Source organism: Diplocloster agilis (assembly GCF_019042275.1).
Taxonomy (GTDB): domain Bacteria; phylum Bacillota; class Clostridia; order Lachnospirales; family Lachnospiraceae; genus Diplocloster; species Diplocloster agilis.
In genome coordinates this window covers 67,512-83,943 of sequence record NZ_JAHQCW010000008.1, presented here as the reverse complement: position 1 = coordinate 83,943, position 16,432 = coordinate 67,512, and the positions used below count along the sequence as shown (strand labels likewise).

Sequence of the window (16,432 nt, the reverse complement as noted above, 5' to 3'; positions counted from 1 at the left end):
GCGGAAAGGGAAGTTGGCAGAACCAGCCGGAATAATCGAATAGGAGACCACTCATGGAACAATTGGGGAAGAATCCGGGCCTGAACGGATCAAAGCTTATTCTACAATATAACGAACCGGCCGCCAAAGGCGCTCTGATATTAAGTCCCGGTGCCGGCAGGTCGGCGGAGGAAAATATATGGCAGCAGTACACCCTGCCGATCGGCAACGGTGATATGGGGGCGAATATTTATGGCGGAATCGGTGAAGAACGCCTGACCTTTAATGAGAAGACCCTCTGGACCGGAGGCCCCGGCCCTGGCCGGCCGGATTATATGGGCGGGAATCTGGAAGAACGCGGGCGCGATGGCAAGACCCTCAGAAAGATACAGAAGCTCTTTCGGGAAGGAAGAAATGCCGAGGCCTCCGAGGCCTGCGAGGAACTGACAGGAGGCGTCGATGGATACGGCGCTTATCAGTGCTGGGGAAACTTAAGAATCCGGTACGAAGGGATAGATGAGGACATTGCCGGAAATTACCGGCGGAGCCTTAATCTTGACAATGCGATGGCGCAGGTGGCCTTTGACTGCGGCCAAGCCTGCTGCGCTTCTGATGAAACGCCGAAGGTACACGGTGGGACCCGTTACGAACGGGAATATTTTATGAGCCATCCGGCGAAGGTATTGGCTGCAAAGCTGTCGGCCCAGGGAGAAGATAAGCTGAATCTGGTGATCTCTTTTGACTCCGCGCAGCAGGGAATTACGATTGCAGAACAGAATATTCTTAAACTTGAAGGAGAAGTGAAGGATAACGGGCTAAAATATTGCTCGATCCTAAAAGTAGAGACGGACGGGGGAAATATAAAGGCGGCCGGTGACCGGCTGGTTATCAATGAGGCAGAATCCGCTGTCTTATATCTGGCCGCCGCGACCGATTATGAAAACCGCTGGCCTGCATACCGCACCGGGGAAACCTCGGAGGCGCTCAGAGAGAGAGTCGCGCAGGTATTGGAACGCGCGGCTGCCTGTGGTTACGAACGGTTAAAGGAAGAACATATCCGTGACTATCGGAAGATATTTTCCCGGGTCAGCCTTAACCTTGGAACGGAAAGCTCCCGTTATACGACAGACCGGCTGCTGGAAAGATATAAAAGCGGACTGGCCTCCGAATCGGAGAAAAGCTATCTGGAGGTGCTGCTGTTCCAGTATGGAAGGTATCTGCTGATCAGTTCCTCCCGTGAGGATTCACAGCTCCCGGCGAACCTTCAGGGGGTCTGGAACGTGTCCAATGCTCCCATCTGGAGCTCCGATTATCACCTGAATGTGAACCTTCAGATGAATTACTGGCCGGCAGGCCCCGCCAATATGGCGGAATGTATCCTGCCGCTGATCCGCTATGTGGACTCCTTAAGAGAGCCGGGCCGGGTTACCGCGAAGATCTATGCCGGTATCGAAAGTACGCCCATGGAGCCGGAAAATGGATTCATGGCCCATACCCAGAATACTCCGTTTGGCTGGACCTGCCCGGGCTGGTCCTTCGACTGGGGCTGGTCCCCTGCGGCGGTGCCCTGGATTCTTCAGAATTGCTGGGAATACTATGAATTTACAGGCGACAAGGAGATGCTGAAAAATATCATATACCCCATGATGCGCGAGGAGGCAAAGCTTTATGACCAGCTGCTGGTCCTGAGGGCTGACAAAACGCTGGCAGCGTCCCCGGCCTATTCACCCGAGCACGGCCCGCGGACCGAGGGAAATACCTACGAGCATACGCTGATCTGGCAGCTCTATGAGGACGCCATCCGCGGGGCCGGGCTGCTGGGGGTGGACCGTGAATTGACGGAAATCTGGAAAGAGAACCAGAAGCGGCTAAAAGGCCCCGTTGAAATCGGAGATGACGGACAGCTGAAAGAATGGTTCGAGGAAGGCAAGGCGGACAGTATAAAAGAATCGGAAGGATATGCGCACCGCCATCTGTCCCATATGCTGGGGCTGTATCCGGGAAGCCTGATTTCCTTGGACAATGAGAAGCTTCTGCGCGCCGCGGTTGTGGCGCTGGATCAGCGCACGGATGTGAGCACCGGCTGGGGAATGGGGCAAAGGATCAATGCCCGGGCCAGAACCGGAGAAGGCGATAAGGCTTATCGGCTGATTCAAATGCTGATCCGGACAGGTATATATCCGAATCTCTTCGACGCGCATCCTCCGTTCCAGATCGACGGAAACTTTGGACTGACGGCGGGTATCTGTGAGATGCTGCTGCAGAGCAAGACGGGCGTCACGCGTCTGCTGCCTGCGCTGCCGCGGGAGTGGCGGGACGGAAGCTTTCAGGGGCTGGCAGCCCGGGGGAATAATATCTGGGATGTGGAATGGAAAGCGGGCCGGCTGCTGCGTGCCTGTGTGCATGCAGTCAAAGCGGGGACGGTGTCCGTTCACTATGCCGGTATTCAACAGGCCAGACTGCTGGATGAAGCGGGCAGCACGGTAGAGGCGCAGCGCGTAAGCAGTGACAGAATTGAATTTCAAACACTGGCTGGGAAACGTTATTATCTGGAGATTGGTGAGCGGTGAAAATCCATCGGTTGGTATTCTTCTTTGCAGAGAAGCTAATAAAAGGTTTTTCTATTCTTGATTGTTCGAAAATCATATGCTATAATATCTACGCTCACTCGGAGGGCGGATCATTCAAGAGAAATGCGAAGCCGGATAAGGTGACAGGTTGAAATGCCTGTTCTTTATCCGGTTTTTTTGTTCAGTACATTTATTAAAGGAGGACATCATGGATCTATTACATGGGAAAGTGAGAAAGATATATTTTAAATATCTGGCGGCGGCTTTCGGAAGCGCGTTGATCTCTTCCATCTACGGACTGGTGGACATGGCCATGGTGGGTCAGTATCAGGGACCGGCCGGTACCGCCGCGCTGGCTGTGGTAGCTCCGGTCTGGAATATTATATACAGCCTGGGGCTTCTGACGGGAATCGGCGGATCAGTTTTGTTCAGCACAGCCAGGGGAAAAGGGCAGGGCGAAGCGGCGAACGAATACTTTACCGCCGCGCTGGTCGGTACCATTGTGCTGGCCCTGGCAAGCTGGGGGGCCATAGTGTTCTTTGACCGGCCGATGCTGAAATTTTTCGGCGCGGAAGAGACGCTGCTGCCGCTAGCCAGGGAATACTTAGGACCGGTGAAATTTGCGGTGCCTTTCTTTTTATTTAACCAGATGCTGGCGGCATTTCTGCGCAACGACAGCAATCCGGGCCTTGCGACTGCCGCTGTCCTGGCCGGAGGGATCTTTAATGTGGCTGGGGATTATATCTGCGTATTCCGGTTGGATATGGGTATTAAAGGGGCGGGCGTGGCTACCGCTATAGGGGCGCTTATTACCTTTCTCATTATGCTTTCCCACTTTTTGACCGGTAAGAATACGCTGAGGTTTACCAGGCCGAAAGGACTGCCGGTAAAACTGAAAAATATCGGGATCACAGGATTTTCCACTTTTTTTATCGACATTGCGATGGGCATCCTGACGACGCTGTTTAACAGGCAGATTATGAAATATGCGGGAACCAATGAGCTGGCGGTCTATGGCGTCATAGTCAATATCAGTACGATAGTACAGTGCTGCGCGTACAGTGTGGGACAGGCTTCCCAACCGATATTTTCGATTAATTTCGGAGCCCGGCAATGGGAACGGATCCGGCAGACACTGAGATATGCGCTGTTGAGCGCCGCCTTTTTCGGGCTGGCCTGGACTGCGCTGATCCTTTATTTCCCGAATGGGTTTATCCGTATCTTTATGAATCCTACCGCTGAAGTGCTGGCCGTTGGGCCTTCGATTCTCCGGGCTTACGGGATCTCGTTTTTGTTGCTGCCTTTTAATATATTTTCCACCTATTACTTTCAATCCCTGATGAAGCCCCGGGCCTCGTTCTTCGTGTCGGTTTTCCGGGGAGTGCTGGTCAGCGGGCTGCTGATCTGGTTTCTGCCTTTGTTTATGGGAGCCGGCGCGCTGTGGTTTGCCATGCCGGTCACGGAACTGCTGATAACGGCCGCGGTGGGATACCTGATGGTGAAATATACGAAAGAATTGCCGGTGAAATGAGACAGAACATGGAATGCTAAAACCGGGAATACCGTAACTGCTTATTGGCTGTTACGGCATTCCCGGTTTTTCGCGCTCCGGTTCCTCCTGGCTGTTCTTTAACTTATTATATAAGCTTTTTATTTCAGATTCGGTCATATGACTTATTTCGGTGGTTCGATCGTTGACATATATGTATTGTATCATTTGAAACCATGTACTTGTGTTCAATTGCCTCACCCCGCCAGGAAAAGGATAGTGAAATAAAAAGGGACCGAAATGTATTTAAAATGATTGTTATATTAGAATATAATATAACATATAACCGTACAATAGTCAATGAAAATACGTAAAAATTGTATTTAGAGTGTAAGGAAATTATGAAATATTTTAAATTGTATTGTTTTTGTTGTAAAGTTGTATGTATTATTGTATAATAATTTCAGACAATCCCGATTTTAACATAAAATTTCCAAATCCTATACTTATGAAAAAACAAAGGCTGAACAAAAAAGTGTTCGCCTTGCAATGTGTGAAAAGACGCACCGATGGAGGTTAAAATGCCAGAGTTTAAATATCAGAGGGTTGCAGGCTGGATCCGTGATCAGGTGAAGAGCGGATTCTTTGAGGAAGACAAACGGATTCCGGGAGAAGAAGAATTATGCGGCAGATTTGACGTGAGCAGGCAGACGGTCAGACAGGCGATGAAGATCTTGGAGGAGGAAGGCCTCGTATATAAAATACAAGGCAGCGGAACCTATGTATCTCCGGGAAACGGCGCGCGGCAAACCGAGGAGAAGAGCAGCCTTAAGAGCATCGGAGTCCTGATGAACAGCGTGAATGATTATATATTTCCGCAGGTTTTAAAAGGAATCAGCGACTGCCTGTATGAAAACGGATATGCCATGCGGCTGTGTATCCTTTCCCAACAATACGAGCTGGAGCGGGAGGCCATCAAAAGGATGACCGGCGACCGGGTCAGCGGTCTGATCGCGGAGCCTGTAAAATCAGGGCTTCCATTGATCAACCGGGAGCTTTATTGTTCATTTGCCAGGGAACACCCGCTGGTATTTCTCCACCGCAGAGCGGATGAAATGCGGGGAACGTCGGGCTTCCGGGCCGGCAGTATGATGCTGGACGATGCGGGCGGATTTTGGAAACTGGCGGAGCACTTATATGGGTTAGGGCATCGGAAGATCGCGGCGGTCTGCAAGCTGGATGAAAGTACCGGAGTGGCCCGGTATGAAGGATATATGAAGTTTATGCTGGAGCATCAGCTGGAAATAAAGAATGACAGGATTCTATGGTATTCGTCGGAAGATATACAAACGATGTTTACCGGCCATAAAATGAGAGAGTATCTGGATAGGATCAGCGGCTGTACGGCGGTGATGTGCCACGACGACAGAATTGCGTTCCGTCTGATTCAGCTTTTGAAGGATAAGGGAATCCGGGTGCCGGAGGATATGGCGGTTACGGGATTTGATGATTCGGAATATGCGACGATGGATATCAGTCTGACTACGATTGTACATCCCCAGGAGGAGTTGGGCCGAAGGGCGGCCCGGGCTGTATTAGAGCTGCTGAAGGAGCCGGGACAAGAGGTATCCTGTACATTTCCGGCAGTATTGAGGACAGGGAGATCTACGGATGCGGGAGATGGCGGTCCTGACTGAGGATAAAGGCAGGCGCTGTCATGAAAAACAGGTTATGGAAAAGAATCAGGAAATCAGGATAATACTGGATACATCCGGAGTATTTTATGCTATAATGGCCATGGGTGTACAGCCTATACTAATTAATGAAGGAGGATATTTCTGATGAGAAAAATTAAAGCAAAGGAATTGACAGTGGAAGGATTCGCTCCCTACGGTGAGTTTTATAATCTGGTTGAACCCACCGGCAAAAATCTGGGTAGTTTTTACCATGATCATGTTCTATACCATACTTCAGGAAGGATGCCGGTGGCGTTTTCTTCCCTGGTGGTGGACAAACCGGAAAAATATATCGTTGATTCCGCGGAATATCATAACTATACCGGCGAGGTACTGCTTCCCCTGGATGACGATGTTGTGATCCATGTGGCGACTCCGTCGAAAGAGCCGGTTCCTGAGCTGACGGAAGCTTTCCTGGTTCCCAAGGGCACAGTGGTAAAATTGAACGCGGCCGTATGGCATCTGGCGCCTATGGCGTTACATAATGACAAGAGCCATGTGCTGATTGTTCTGCCGGAGAGAGTGTATTATAACGACTGCTATGTGGTGGATTATCCGGAAGAAGATCATATGGAAATTGAACTGTAAAGCGTGTTGGTACCGGAAGCGCTGAAAAGACCGGCAGTAACGGATGGTGATTCCGTACTGCCGGCTTTATGTTTGTATGTGAACGGATATAGGAATCAGCCGTTTAATTAGCCTCCCAGCGTCCGGAAGCGCCGCAGGGGAGATATAGCTGGTTGGAGGTGACCGGCAGACCCAGTTCATCCGACATGACATGCCCGTTCTGCGATTTTAATACTGTGGAGAGCATATAAGTCAGTACGGAAGGGGCCAGCCCGGTGGTGTAAGAATTGACCAGGAAGAACAATGGCTTCTCCGATAAAAGGTTCGCGCAGAGCTTAATAAAGGGATAGATGGAATCTTCGATCTTCCATATCTCGCCCTTTGGCCCGCGGCCGTAGGAAGGCGGGTCCATGATGATGGCGTCATACTGATTGCCCCGGCGGATCTCCCGCTCCACGAATTTGACGCAGTCATCCACCAGCCAGCGGATCGGAGCGTCCGCAAGGCCGGAGGAACGGGCGTTTTCTTTGGCCCAGGCGACCATCCCCTTGGAAGCGTCCACGTGGGTGACCGAAGCGCCGGCCGCCGCCGCTGCCAAGGTTGCGCCGCCGGTATAGGCAAACAGGTTCAGCACTTTTACCGGACGCCCGGCCTCCCGGATCTTCGCGCCGAACCAGTCCCAGTTGGCGGCTTGCTCGGGAAACAGTCCTGTATGCTTGAAACTGAAAGGCTTCAGGTTAAAGGTCAGGGACTGGTATGAGATGGTCCATTGCTCGGGCAGATGGAAAAATTCCCATTCACCGCCGCCTTTGCTGCTGCGGTGGTAATGGCCGTTGGGTGCGTTCCAGCCTTTCTGGGTGCGGGGGGTGTCCCAGATGACCTGGGGATCGGGACGGATCAGCAGGTACTTGCCCCAACGCTCCAGTTTTTCACCATTCGAGGTATCCAGCACCTCGTAATCTTTCCAGCCGTCTGCTATCCACATAATATGATATATTCCTTTCCATTGTCTTTGCGGTTATCGATATTTTATATTTTGGCGCACGTGCGCTTGAGAATAAGCCGGCGCCGCTGTTCTCCCGACATTATAGCATAAATATTCGGGAAACAAAATAAAAAATAGTAGCGCTCGAAAAAGCCTCGCTGACTATTTTTCATGCATCGCACGTAAGTGCCCAAAATACGGGCGCTAAGTGCTCATAGCGATAAAAAATAGTAGCGCTCGAAAAAGCCTCGCTGACTATTTTTCATGCATCGCACGTAAGTGCCCAAAATACGGGCACTAAGTGCTCATAGCGATAAAAGATAGTAGCGGAAGAAAAGAAGGGGAGACGTGTATGAAGGTTTTAATGTTAAATGGAAGTTCAAATATGAAGGGGAATACTTTTTGTGCCCTCTCCTATATAGGAGAGCAGCTGCAAAAAGAAGGAATCGAATACGAGATTTTTCAGATTGGCGGCGCTCCGGTCAGAGACTGTATCGGATGCGGCAGGTGCGGCGAAAGCGGATGTGTTTTCACGGACGATAAGGTAAATGCGTTTGTGGCAAAGGCAAAGGAAGCGGATGGATTTATCTTCGGCACTCCGGTTTATTATGCGCATCCGTCGGGGCGTGTCCTTTCCTTTTTAGACCGGGTATTTTACAGCTCCGGAAACGTGTTTGCGTACAAGCCGGGAGCGTCTGTGGCTGTCGCAAGGCGCGCCGGAACGACGGCGTCCTTTGATGTAATGAATAAATATTTTGGAATTTCGCAGATGCCGGTAGCGGGAACAACCTATTGGAATGTCATTCACGGAATGAGACCGGGTGAAGTGGAGTCGGACGGCGAAGGAATACAGACAATGCGGAATCTTGCAAAGAACATGGCATGGATGATGAAATGTTTTGAAAAAGGGAGAGAAGCCGGTATTGCGCTGCCGGATACAGAGAAGACAGTCAGGACAAACTTTATCCGATCCTAGAGGGTTAAAAAGTAAAGATGGCAAGGAGAAAGCCGATGGACTGTTCCATCGGCTTTATATGAAAAAGGAGGTCATTTATGAAAAAGAAGTTGTTGTCTTGTTGACTATGATTAAAGTATAATCAGAAGATGTGTATCTGATATTATGAAATTTTAAATGAATTGTGAAATAATTAAAGATAGATTGTGAAGACGCGGCTGGAATTTCCCGTTTTCGCCCCAATTTTCCCTTATTCTCCTATTATCTTGATCAAGACATGCTTCTGGCGCTTTCCGTCAAATTCATAATAAAATATCTGTTCCCATGTCCCAAAGTCCAGTTTTCCGTCGGTGACGGCCACTACAGTTTCCCGGCCCATGACGGATCTTTTCAGATGGGCGTCGGCGTTATCCTCGAATCCGTTGTGATGATAACGGCTGTAAGGTTTTTCGGGAGCCAGCCCCTCAAGCCAGGTTTCAAAATCCTGATGAAGCCCGCTTTCGTCATCGTTAATAAACACACTTGCCGTAATGTTCATGGCGTTGATCAGGACCAGGCCTTCTTTTATGCCGCTGTCACGGATTGCCTGCTGTACCTGAGGGGTAATGTTGACCAGGCCGCGCCTGCTGGGAATGTTGAAGTAGAGCTCTTTTCGATAGGATTTCAATTTCATTCACTCGCTTTCCTTTAAAATTATATGATTAAAATGTGAACACTGTACAAACGGATGATATGGTACAAACGGATCATATTTGACATTTCTGTCACATCATGGTAATTATATCATAAAACCCTTATTTGTGATATGATACAGGGCAGGAAGGTGGTAAGAAAATGATACGGGTAGATGCCAGAGGCGACAGGTGTCCGATTCCTGTCATAAAGACAAAAAAGGCGATAGAGGAGCTTAAGGGCCCCGGGGTGATTGAAGTGCTGGTGGATAATGAGACGGCTGTGAAAAATGTGGAGAAAATGGCCGGGCATTCCGGCGCGGCCTGTGAGGTGGAGAAGTTATCCGAGAAGGAATTCCGGCTGACGATTACAATGGAAAAGGAAGCCGATGCCGATAAGTTAAAAAATGGGGACGGGGCGGTTGTAGTGGTTGCCTCCGATCAGATGGGCGCCGGTGACGAGGAACTGGGAAGACTCCTGATAAAAGGATTTCTGTTTGCGGTTTCGCAGCTGGAACCGCTGCCGGATACGGTTCTGTTTTACAACGGAGGGGCAAGGCTGACGGTGGAAGGCTCGGATGCACTGGAGGATCTGAAGTATATGGAAAGCCAGGGAGTAGAGATCCTGACCTGCGGAACCTGTCTGAATCATTTTGGGCTTACAGAAAAACTGGCCGTAGGAAGCGTTACGAATATGTATTCCATCGTTGAAAAAATGGCTCAGGCCGGGAAAGTCATAAGGCCGTAAACGACAGTTTTGGCGGATTTTCATCAGAGAGGATGTTGGATTGTGATATATCTGGATAACGCGGCGACCAGTTTCTGGAAGCCGGAAAGCGTCATTCGCGCGGTCGGTGAGGCTATGCGTCATTCGGGGAACGCCGGGCGGGGGACGCACGGCGCCTCATTGGATGCCTCCCGGATCATATATGAGGCCAGGGAAAAAATTTCGGATTTCTTCGGCTTGGGAATACCGACGCAGACGGCATTTGCCGCCAATGCGACAGAAGCGTTAAACACAGCGGTCAAAGGGGTTCTCAAACCGGGAGACCGAGTGGTCACGACGGTGCTGGAGCATAACTCCGTGCTTCGGCCGCTCTATGAAATGCAGGCCAAGGGAGTGGAGCTTTTAATTGCGGGCGCGGATCAAAACGGCCGGCCGGATACAGAACAATTAAAGGAAATGGCGGCCGGAAAAGCGCGCATGGTAATCTGCACACACGCTTCCAATCTGACCGGGAATCTGGTGGACATCGCGGATATCGGAGCCTTTTGCAAAAGAGAAGGAATTCTTTTTGTGGTGGATGCCGCGCAGACGGCGGGTGTATTTCCGATCGATATGCGGCAAATGGGAATCGATATTCTATGTTTTACCGGACATAAGGGCCTGCTGGGACCTCAGGGTACCGGCGGGATCTGTATCAGGGAGAATGTTACGGTGGAACCCCTTAAGACAGGCGGCAGCGGAATTCGGACCTACGAGAAAAAGCATCCCCATGACATGCCCACCGCGCTGGAGGCGGGGACTTTGAATTTGCACGGTATCGCGGGATTATCCGCTGCGATTGACTATCTGAATGAGACCGGAATAGACCGGATCCGGGCGGGAGAACGCATGCTGATGACTAGGTTTTATGAAGGCGTGAAGGATATCCCGGGCGTGAAGGTGTATGGGGACTTTGAGAGCAATGAACGGGCGGCGATCGTGTCGCTCAACATCCGGGATTACGATTCTGCGGAAATAAGCGACGCGTTATCGGAAGAATACGGGATCGCCACCCGGCCGGGCGCGCATTGCGCTCCGCTGATGCATGAAGCGCTGGGAACCGTGGAACAGGGAGCTGTACGGTTCAGTTTTTCATATGCGAATACCACGGAAGAGATAGACCAGGCTGTCGTAGCGGTGCGGGAGCTGGCCAAAGAATAGTAAAAAGGGGACATGTCCATTTGACCATTCCTTAGAATCGGGCAGAGCTGTCAGCTGGTTTTGCCTAATCCTGAGAATAAACTGGCCGAAATGGACATGTCCCCTTTTTGTATGGGTCGAAATGGACATGTCCCCTTTGGTTATAGGTTCACGCTGTAATATCCCATCCTGCGGAATATTTCCCCTGTCCGGTTCTCGGGAACCAGAAGGCCGGGTTTTCGCAATAAACGCAGCGGTTCCTCATTAAATTTAAGAACAAAGGAAACTGCAGACTGTGCGGCCGGCAGGTGGAAAATGGTGTCGGCCCCCTGCTGTTCCCATACGACGGGAGCGTCTGATCCGAGAAGCTCCACCTTTGTGCCGGAGGGCACGAACAGGTTGCGGATAGTGAAGTCCCGGGTCTTTGTATCAAATATGTTGGCGTATACGGCGCTGCCTTTTTGGGTAAAACGGACGCGTCCGTCTGCGCCCGTCAGGCCGGCGGCATCGATCCATGGCCTGGTCTGGTAGATTGCCTCTCCATTGACCTGAAGCCAGGAGCCGATTTCTTCCAGCCTTTGCAGCTGGAGCGGATGAATCGTCCCATCTGCTCTGGGGCCTACATTGAGCAATAAATTACCGTTTTTGCTGACAATATCCGCCAGCATAAAGATCAAATCTTCGGCGGCGGCGTAATCCTCGTCGCCCTCTTCCTGGTTGTAACCAAAGGAGCGGCCGATTCCGCGGTTGGTTTCCCAGTAAAAATCCTGGATGGTGGGCAGGGCCGTGTATTCCGGCGTCGAGAAATCCCCGATCTGCCTTCCATCTTTCTCGCAGCCCCATCGGTCGTTGACCAGAACCTCTTCCGGATGCTCGGAGTGATTATAAAAGTAACTGATTAATTCTTTGCTGCCCCAGGTGTCGCTGCAGCTTTTCTCAATTGGTTTCCAATAATCATCCGACCAGAGGATATCAGGATGGTACTGATCCACCAGTTCTTTGATTTGTCCGTGGGTAAATTCCTTGTAGATCACATGAGGGAAATTCCGGGAGTACCAGTCAAAGGTAGTCGAATAGTAGAGACCGGACTTTAACCCTTGTTTTCGCAGCTCAGCAGTCAATTCACCCGTGATGTCTCTCATAGGCCCGATTTTGGTGCAGCATCTGTCCGTTAACTTGGTGTCGAACATGCTGTAACAGTCGCTGTGCTTGGTCACCAGGACTACGTATTTCGCGCCTACCTTGCGGAAGGTCTCTGCCCACAGCCCTGGGTCCCAGTTTTCCGCCCGGAACTGCGGGAAAAAGTCCTCGTATTGGAAGCCCGCGCCATAGGTGGCTTTGTGATGCTTCCAGACAGCGGAATCTTTATACATCATCCCATAACCGTAGATCTCGGCGTAGGGATGATTGCCAACCTGATCGTTGTAGTATTCCCCGGTAGCGGTTTTTTTGGGAGCCCAGGCCGGTACGGAATACGGGCCCCAATGGATGAAAATACCGAATTTGGCATCCATGAACCATTTCGGCAGGGTATGCTCATTCAAGGACTCCCAGGTTGGGAGGTATTTCCCTGTGGGCTCATAGGTAGGTAAAAATTTGTTTTGCAGCATAAAGATCTCCTTAGCAGGGATAAAAAGGTTATTATCCCGTCGGCATGTTGTAATTGAAATTGAAACGAATGTAAATAATTCAGATAAACTTATAGTTCAGGTAAATTACAATTTTGAAAAATAAAATCATAAAGTAGCTAAAATAAAATGATGCGGTAGTTGATATGCGGCGGCTAATATACAGCCGCTAACATACAGCAGTCAACATATAGTAGTTTACATATGGTAGTACATACAGTAGTTAACATACAATGGCAGTACTGATAAAATAATAAGTAATAAAAGTAAATTTAGTAAAATTTAGTAAATTAGTAAGTAAAATACATGAGAAAATTCATGACACAAACATAACATAATTAGTAAAACACGTCAATATTTTTCGTAAAACAAATAAAATGTCTCTGATTTTCACAAATACATCCAGCAAAAATTGTGAAAATCATAAAAAAACGAAATAATAGTTGACTGATAAATAAAATCAAACTATAATTAATTTTAGTAAATTTAGTAAAATACAGGTGAGGATGAGTAGACAATGAGGTTAAAAGATATTGCGGAAAAAACAGGATATTCCCTGACGACAGTATCCAGAGTGATTAATAAAGATGAGAATTTTTCCGTATCGAAAGAGACGGAAGAGCTTATCTGGAACTGCGCCCGGGAACTGGGCTATGACAAAGCGAAAAAACGGGAAACATCACTAAAGAAAAAATCCACCATGAAGAAGATCGGATATATCCTGACCGTTACGAAGGAAAAGTTCGAGGATTCCTGTTTTGCTACCATTATCCATGGAATTGAGAGGGAGGCTATCGATAATAAGTGCTCCATCAATTTCGCCTACAGCGCTACGGATCTGGAAAATTCATTGATTATGAAAACAGTCATGGAGTCTGAGGTAGACGGGTTGATCCTGATTGGGAATATGCCCAAAGATCTCCTTAGACAGTTGGTGTCACATTTTTCAAATATTATCTCCATCTTTGATGCGCCTCTTGAGGAAACGCTGGACTGTGTAACCGTCGAGTACGAGCAGCCTTTTTATGAACTGACACGCAAACTCATCGAGATGGGCCGGACCAATATTGCCTATATCGGCGGCGAGACCTATAAAAGATCCATCGAAGAAGGCGGCCCCATCTTTGATCATAAGGATGAGCGTTTTCAGGGATATCTGAAGGCTTTGATGGATTACCATGTCCCGATTAAGCAGGAGTTGGTCCGAAACGGCCATTGGGATATCGAGATCGCATATAACAAGATGAAAGAGCTGCTGGACAGCGGTCAGACGATTCATGCTGTGGAAGCGGCGGGAGATAAGATGGCTCTGGGCGTCATGCGCGCGATTCAGGAGCGGGGGCTTCGGATTCCCCAGGACATCTCCGTCATCGGGTTTGATAATATTGAGACCACCAACTATGTAAATCCCAGACTGACAACCGTAAATTATCCGAAGGAAGAGCTGGGCCGAATGGCGGTCCGGATGCTGGCGGAAAACATCATGGGTAAAAATCTGATGAAAGGCAAGAAAGTGATATTTCCTTCGGAGATCATTGAGAGAGACTCGGTATGTCCGCTGATCAGCGAGACATAACACAGGCAGCAGGACCGCAGGGGGCGTAAGCAGACTCCGGTTATACCTGTGCAAGCCTGTGGAAAACGAAAGGAGAAGTTGTTGATGACTAGAAATTGGAGGAAATTATGTTCATTGCTGCTGGCTGCGGCGATGGTGGGTACGATATTATCGGGATGCGGATCTGAGAAGGAACAGGGCGCCGATACGGCAGAACCTTCCCAAACTGCGGGAGCGCAGCAGGAGAAGGATACGGCCGGTGATACGGGAGACAGCGCGTCTGCGGCTTCCTTAAGCTTCTGGGGGTGGATCCCTTACAATAACGTGATAGAGCCGATGACCGCGGCGTTCCAGGAAGAGAATGCGGACATTGACGTAGATGTTCAGATTATGGATTGGGGGGCTTACTGGGACAAGCTGACGCTGGATCTGGCTAATGGGGAAGGGCCGGACGTATTTGCCATGAACCTGGATAACTATGAAAAATACAAAGATTATATGGAACCGCTGGACGGGCTGGCCGCCCAGGTGATCGGGGATGACTGGAAAACGCTCTTTAACGAAAAGATGCTGGAAAGCACCTATGTGGATGAGGACTTGAAAATATTCCCGGTTGATTTTGGCGGACAGTGGTATGTATTCTATAATAAAACCCTGTTAGGCGAGCTGGGGCAGAGCGTTCCCAACGGTTATCAGGCGTTCGCGGACTACGCAAAAGCAGTGGAAAATGACACGATCCCTATGATCTTCGGCGGAAAAGAAGCGCTGAATGTAGCCTATCTCTATCTGTGGCTGGTAAACAACCAGAATCCCGGAATCGTTTCGAAAGCCGCGGCCGGCGAGGCCAGCTTTGAGGATGAGGCTTTCCTGAAAGGGTTCGAGGATCTGCAGAAGATGATGGACGACGGGGTTATCCCTAAGAACTCCTTCGGCATTGATCCCACTACTGACGCGGACAGTTTATTTAAAGAAAGAAAATCCCCCATGATTCTGACCGGCGCATGGCAGGCGGGAGCCTATCTGGCGGGAACGCAGCTTGCGGATTCCAAGATAGCCAAGGACGAGATCGGCGTATTCGCCATGCCCACTCCGATCAATGACAATCCCTATGTGGTAGGCTCCATCGACCACGGCTGGGCGATCAACAAAAATTCCAAAAACAAAGAAGCGGCGATGAAGCTGGTTGCCGAGTGGGCAGCCGGGGATGCGGCGCAGATATGGCTGGAAGAATTGTATGGGATTCCCTGCGCGGCAGGCGTTACGCTGGATACTGCGAATCTTCCTTCCCAGGAAGCAAAAGATACCATCGGCGTCATCAGCGACACGCTTTCCGATCAGCTGGCCGGACCCAGATCGACCGGTAATGCCGCGGTTGATAATAAGACCGGCGAGGTCGTCCAGGCATTTGTGCAGGGAATGATGGATGCAAAAGACGCGACTGCGCAGATGCAGCAGGCTTATGAATCTTCAAAATAGAAGCGTGCGCCTTTTCTGAAGCAGGAGGCAGATTATGAAAAAAGTTACACCTTATTTATATATACTACCATGTTTTCTGACCGTAACGGTATTTCTGCTGATCCCGGTCTTATATAACATCACAGTCAGTTTTACGGATTTTAAAGGGATTGATTTATCGAATATGACCTGGAATGGGATCGGAAATTATAAAACCCTGTTTGCGGACCCGAATTTTCGGACGGCGATTAAGAATACCGTCATCTTTATGGCGCTGACGATTGTGTTTCAGGTGGGAATCAGCCTGGTCATGACTATATTTTTGGAGAGAGGGCTGATTGGCAGCAGACTTTTTGAAGTGATCTTCTTCGTGCCGTCGGTACTGTCTTCTGTAATTATTGCTTATACCTTTAATCAGATCTACGAACCGAACTTTGGATTCCTGAACTCGTTTCTGGGGGCGGTCGGCTTAAAATCCCTGCAGCATATCTGGCTCAGCGACATGAGGCTTGCGCTCTACTGCATCCTGGCGGCAAATGTCTACCAATGGACCGGCATGGGGATTATCTATTACCGTGCGGGCCTGGCTAATATTTCCCACGACGTATATGAAAGCGCCACCATTGACGGGGCGGGCTACTGGCAGAGGTTCCGCTATATTACATTTCCCCTGCTGAAGCCGGCGCATCTGACCATGGTGCTGATGGGGACCATCGGAACGCTGAAATTCTTCGACCTGGTATACATCATGACGCAGGGAGGCCCGGCCGGGGCCACGGAATTCCCTATGACCTATCTGTACAAACGGTTCAGCCTGGAAGCCAACAACGGGCTGGCCAGCGCGCTGGCGGTGGTGATCCTGGTGATCGCGTTTGTCATATCCGCGCTCCAGGTGAAGCTGTTCAACAGGGATGAATAGGGGCGGAGGAGGAAGAG

At 49.8% G+C, this 16,432-nt stretch carries 14 protein-coding genes; 11 read left to right on the top strand and 3 right to left on the bottom strand.

Annotated features, from left to right (window positions below; translation table 11 throughout):
* Nucleotides 1–53 precede the first annotated feature (53 nt).
* The 5 genes from KTH89_RS06975 to KTH89_RS06955 all read left to right on the top strand — a co-directional run bounded on the left by KTH89_RS06975 (nucleotide 54) and on the right by KTH89_RS06955 (nucleotide 6,362).
* Nucleotides 54–2,549 (top strand): glycosyl hydrolase family 95 catalytic domain-containing protein, encoded by a 2,496-nt coding sequence (locus KTH89_RS06975; protein ID WP_238721178.1) that lies wholly within the window; start codon nucleotides 54–56, stop codon nucleotides 2,547–2,549.
* A gap of 208 nt (nucleotides 2,550–2,757) precedes the next feature.
* Complete coding sequence (locus KTH89_RS06970) at nucleotides 2,758–4,080, top strand: MATE family efflux transporter (RefSeq protein WP_238721177.1); 1,323 nt, start codon at nucleotides 2,758–2,760, stop codon at nucleotides 4,078–4,080.
* A 539-nt stretch (nucleotides 4,081–4,619) separates the two neighbouring features.
* Nucleotides 4,620–5,735: a GntR family transcriptional regulator gene (locus KTH89_RS06965; protein WP_238721176.1), complete on the top strand. Its 1,116-nt coding sequence runs from the start codon at nucleotides 4,620–4,622 to the stop codon at nucleotides 5,733–5,735.
* A complete protein-coding gene (locus tag KTH89_RS06960) occupies nucleotides 5,710–5,880 on the top strand; it encodes a hypothetical protein (RefSeq protein WP_238721175.1) in 171 nt (56 codons plus the stop codon). The genes KTH89_RS06965 and KTH89_RS06960 overlap by 26 nt, the downstream gene beginning before the upstream one ends.
* On the top strand, nucleotides 5,880–6,362 hold the full coding sequence (locus tag KTH89_RS06955; RefSeq protein ID WP_158343631.1) for an ureidoglycolate lyase: 483 nt from the start codon (nucleotides 5,880–5,882) through the stop codon (nucleotides 6,360–6,362). Before KTH89_RS06960 ends, KTH89_RS06955 begins: the two co-directional genes overlap by 1 nt.
* Nucleotides 6,363–6,465: 103 nt before the next feature.
* Here the strand turns inward: KTH89_RS06955 and KTH89_RS06950 are convergent, their stop codons facing one another.
* A complete protein-coding gene (locus KTH89_RS06950; protein ID WP_158343633.1) occupies nucleotides 6,466–7,326 on the bottom strand; it encodes a class I SAM-dependent methyltransferase in 861 nt (286 codons plus the stop codon).
* Between the two features lie 352 nt (nucleotides 7,327–7,678).
* Between KTH89_RS06950 and KTH89_RS06945 the strand changes: the two genes are divergently transcribed.
* A complete protein-coding gene (locus KTH89_RS06945) occupies nucleotides 7,679–8,302 on the top strand; it encodes a flavodoxin family protein (protein WP_238721174.1) in 624 nt (207 codons plus the stop codon).
* Nucleotides 8,303–8,531: 229 nt separating this feature from the next.
* Here KTH89_RS06945 and KTH89_RS06940 read toward each other — a convergent pair whose 3' ends face one another.
* A complete protein-coding gene (locus tag KTH89_RS06940; protein WP_330654947.1) occupies nucleotides 8,532–8,954 on the bottom strand; it encodes a secondary thiamine-phosphate synthase enzyme YjbQ in 423 nt (140 codons plus the stop codon).
* Nucleotides 8,955–9,115: 161 nt separating this feature from the next.
* On the opposite strand from KTH89_RS06940, the gene yedF reads away from it, so the two are divergent.
* Both yedF and KTH89_RS06930 read left to right on the top strand, forming a co-directional pair.
* Nucleotides 9,116–9,700 carry a sulfurtransferase-like selenium metabolism protein YedF gene (gene yedF / locus KTH89_RS06935; RefSeq protein WP_238721173.1) on the top strand — a complete coding sequence of 195 codons (585 nt, stop codon included), beginning with the start codon at nucleotides 9,116–9,118 and terminating at the stop codon, nucleotides 9,698–9,700.
* A gap of 42 nt (nucleotides 9,701–9,742) precedes the next feature.
* Nucleotides 9,743–10,879, top strand: a complete 1,137-nt coding sequence (locus tag KTH89_RS06930) for an aminotransferase class V-fold PLP-dependent enzyme (protein ID WP_238721172.1) — start codon at nucleotides 9,743–9,745, stop codon at nucleotides 10,877–10,879.
* A 140-nt stretch (nucleotides 10,880–11,019) separates the two neighbouring features.
* Here the strand turns inward: KTH89_RS06930 and KTH89_RS06925 are convergent, their stop codons facing one another.
* Entirely contained in the window at nucleotides 11,020–12,468 is a 1,449-nt protein-coding gene (locus KTH89_RS06925; RefSeq protein ID WP_158343641.1) for an alpha-L-fucosidase, read from the bottom strand.
* A gap of 535 nt (nucleotides 12,469–13,003) precedes the next feature.
* On the opposite strand from KTH89_RS06925, the gene KTH89_RS06920 reads away from it, so the two are divergent.
* From KTH89_RS06920 to KTH89_RS06910, 3 genes are all read left to right on the top strand, one after another.
* Complete coding sequence (locus KTH89_RS06920; RefSeq protein ID WP_158343643.1) at nucleotides 13,004–14,062, top strand: LacI family DNA-binding transcriptional regulator; 1,059 nt, start codon at nucleotides 13,004–13,006, stop codon at nucleotides 14,060–14,062.
* Between the two features lie 84 nt (nucleotides 14,063–14,146).
* A complete protein-coding gene (locus KTH89_RS06915; RefSeq protein WP_158343645.1) occupies nucleotides 14,147–15,517 on the top strand; it encodes an extracellular solute-binding protein in 1,371 nt (456 codons plus the stop codon).
* 34 nt (nucleotides 15,518–15,551) lie between these two features.
* On the top strand, nucleotides 15,552–16,415 hold the full coding sequence (locus tag KTH89_RS06910; RefSeq protein ID WP_238721171.1) for a carbohydrate ABC transporter permease: 864 nt from the start codon (nucleotides 15,552–15,554) through the stop codon (nucleotides 16,413–16,415).
* Nucleotides 16,416–16,432: the final 17 nt, after the last annotated feature.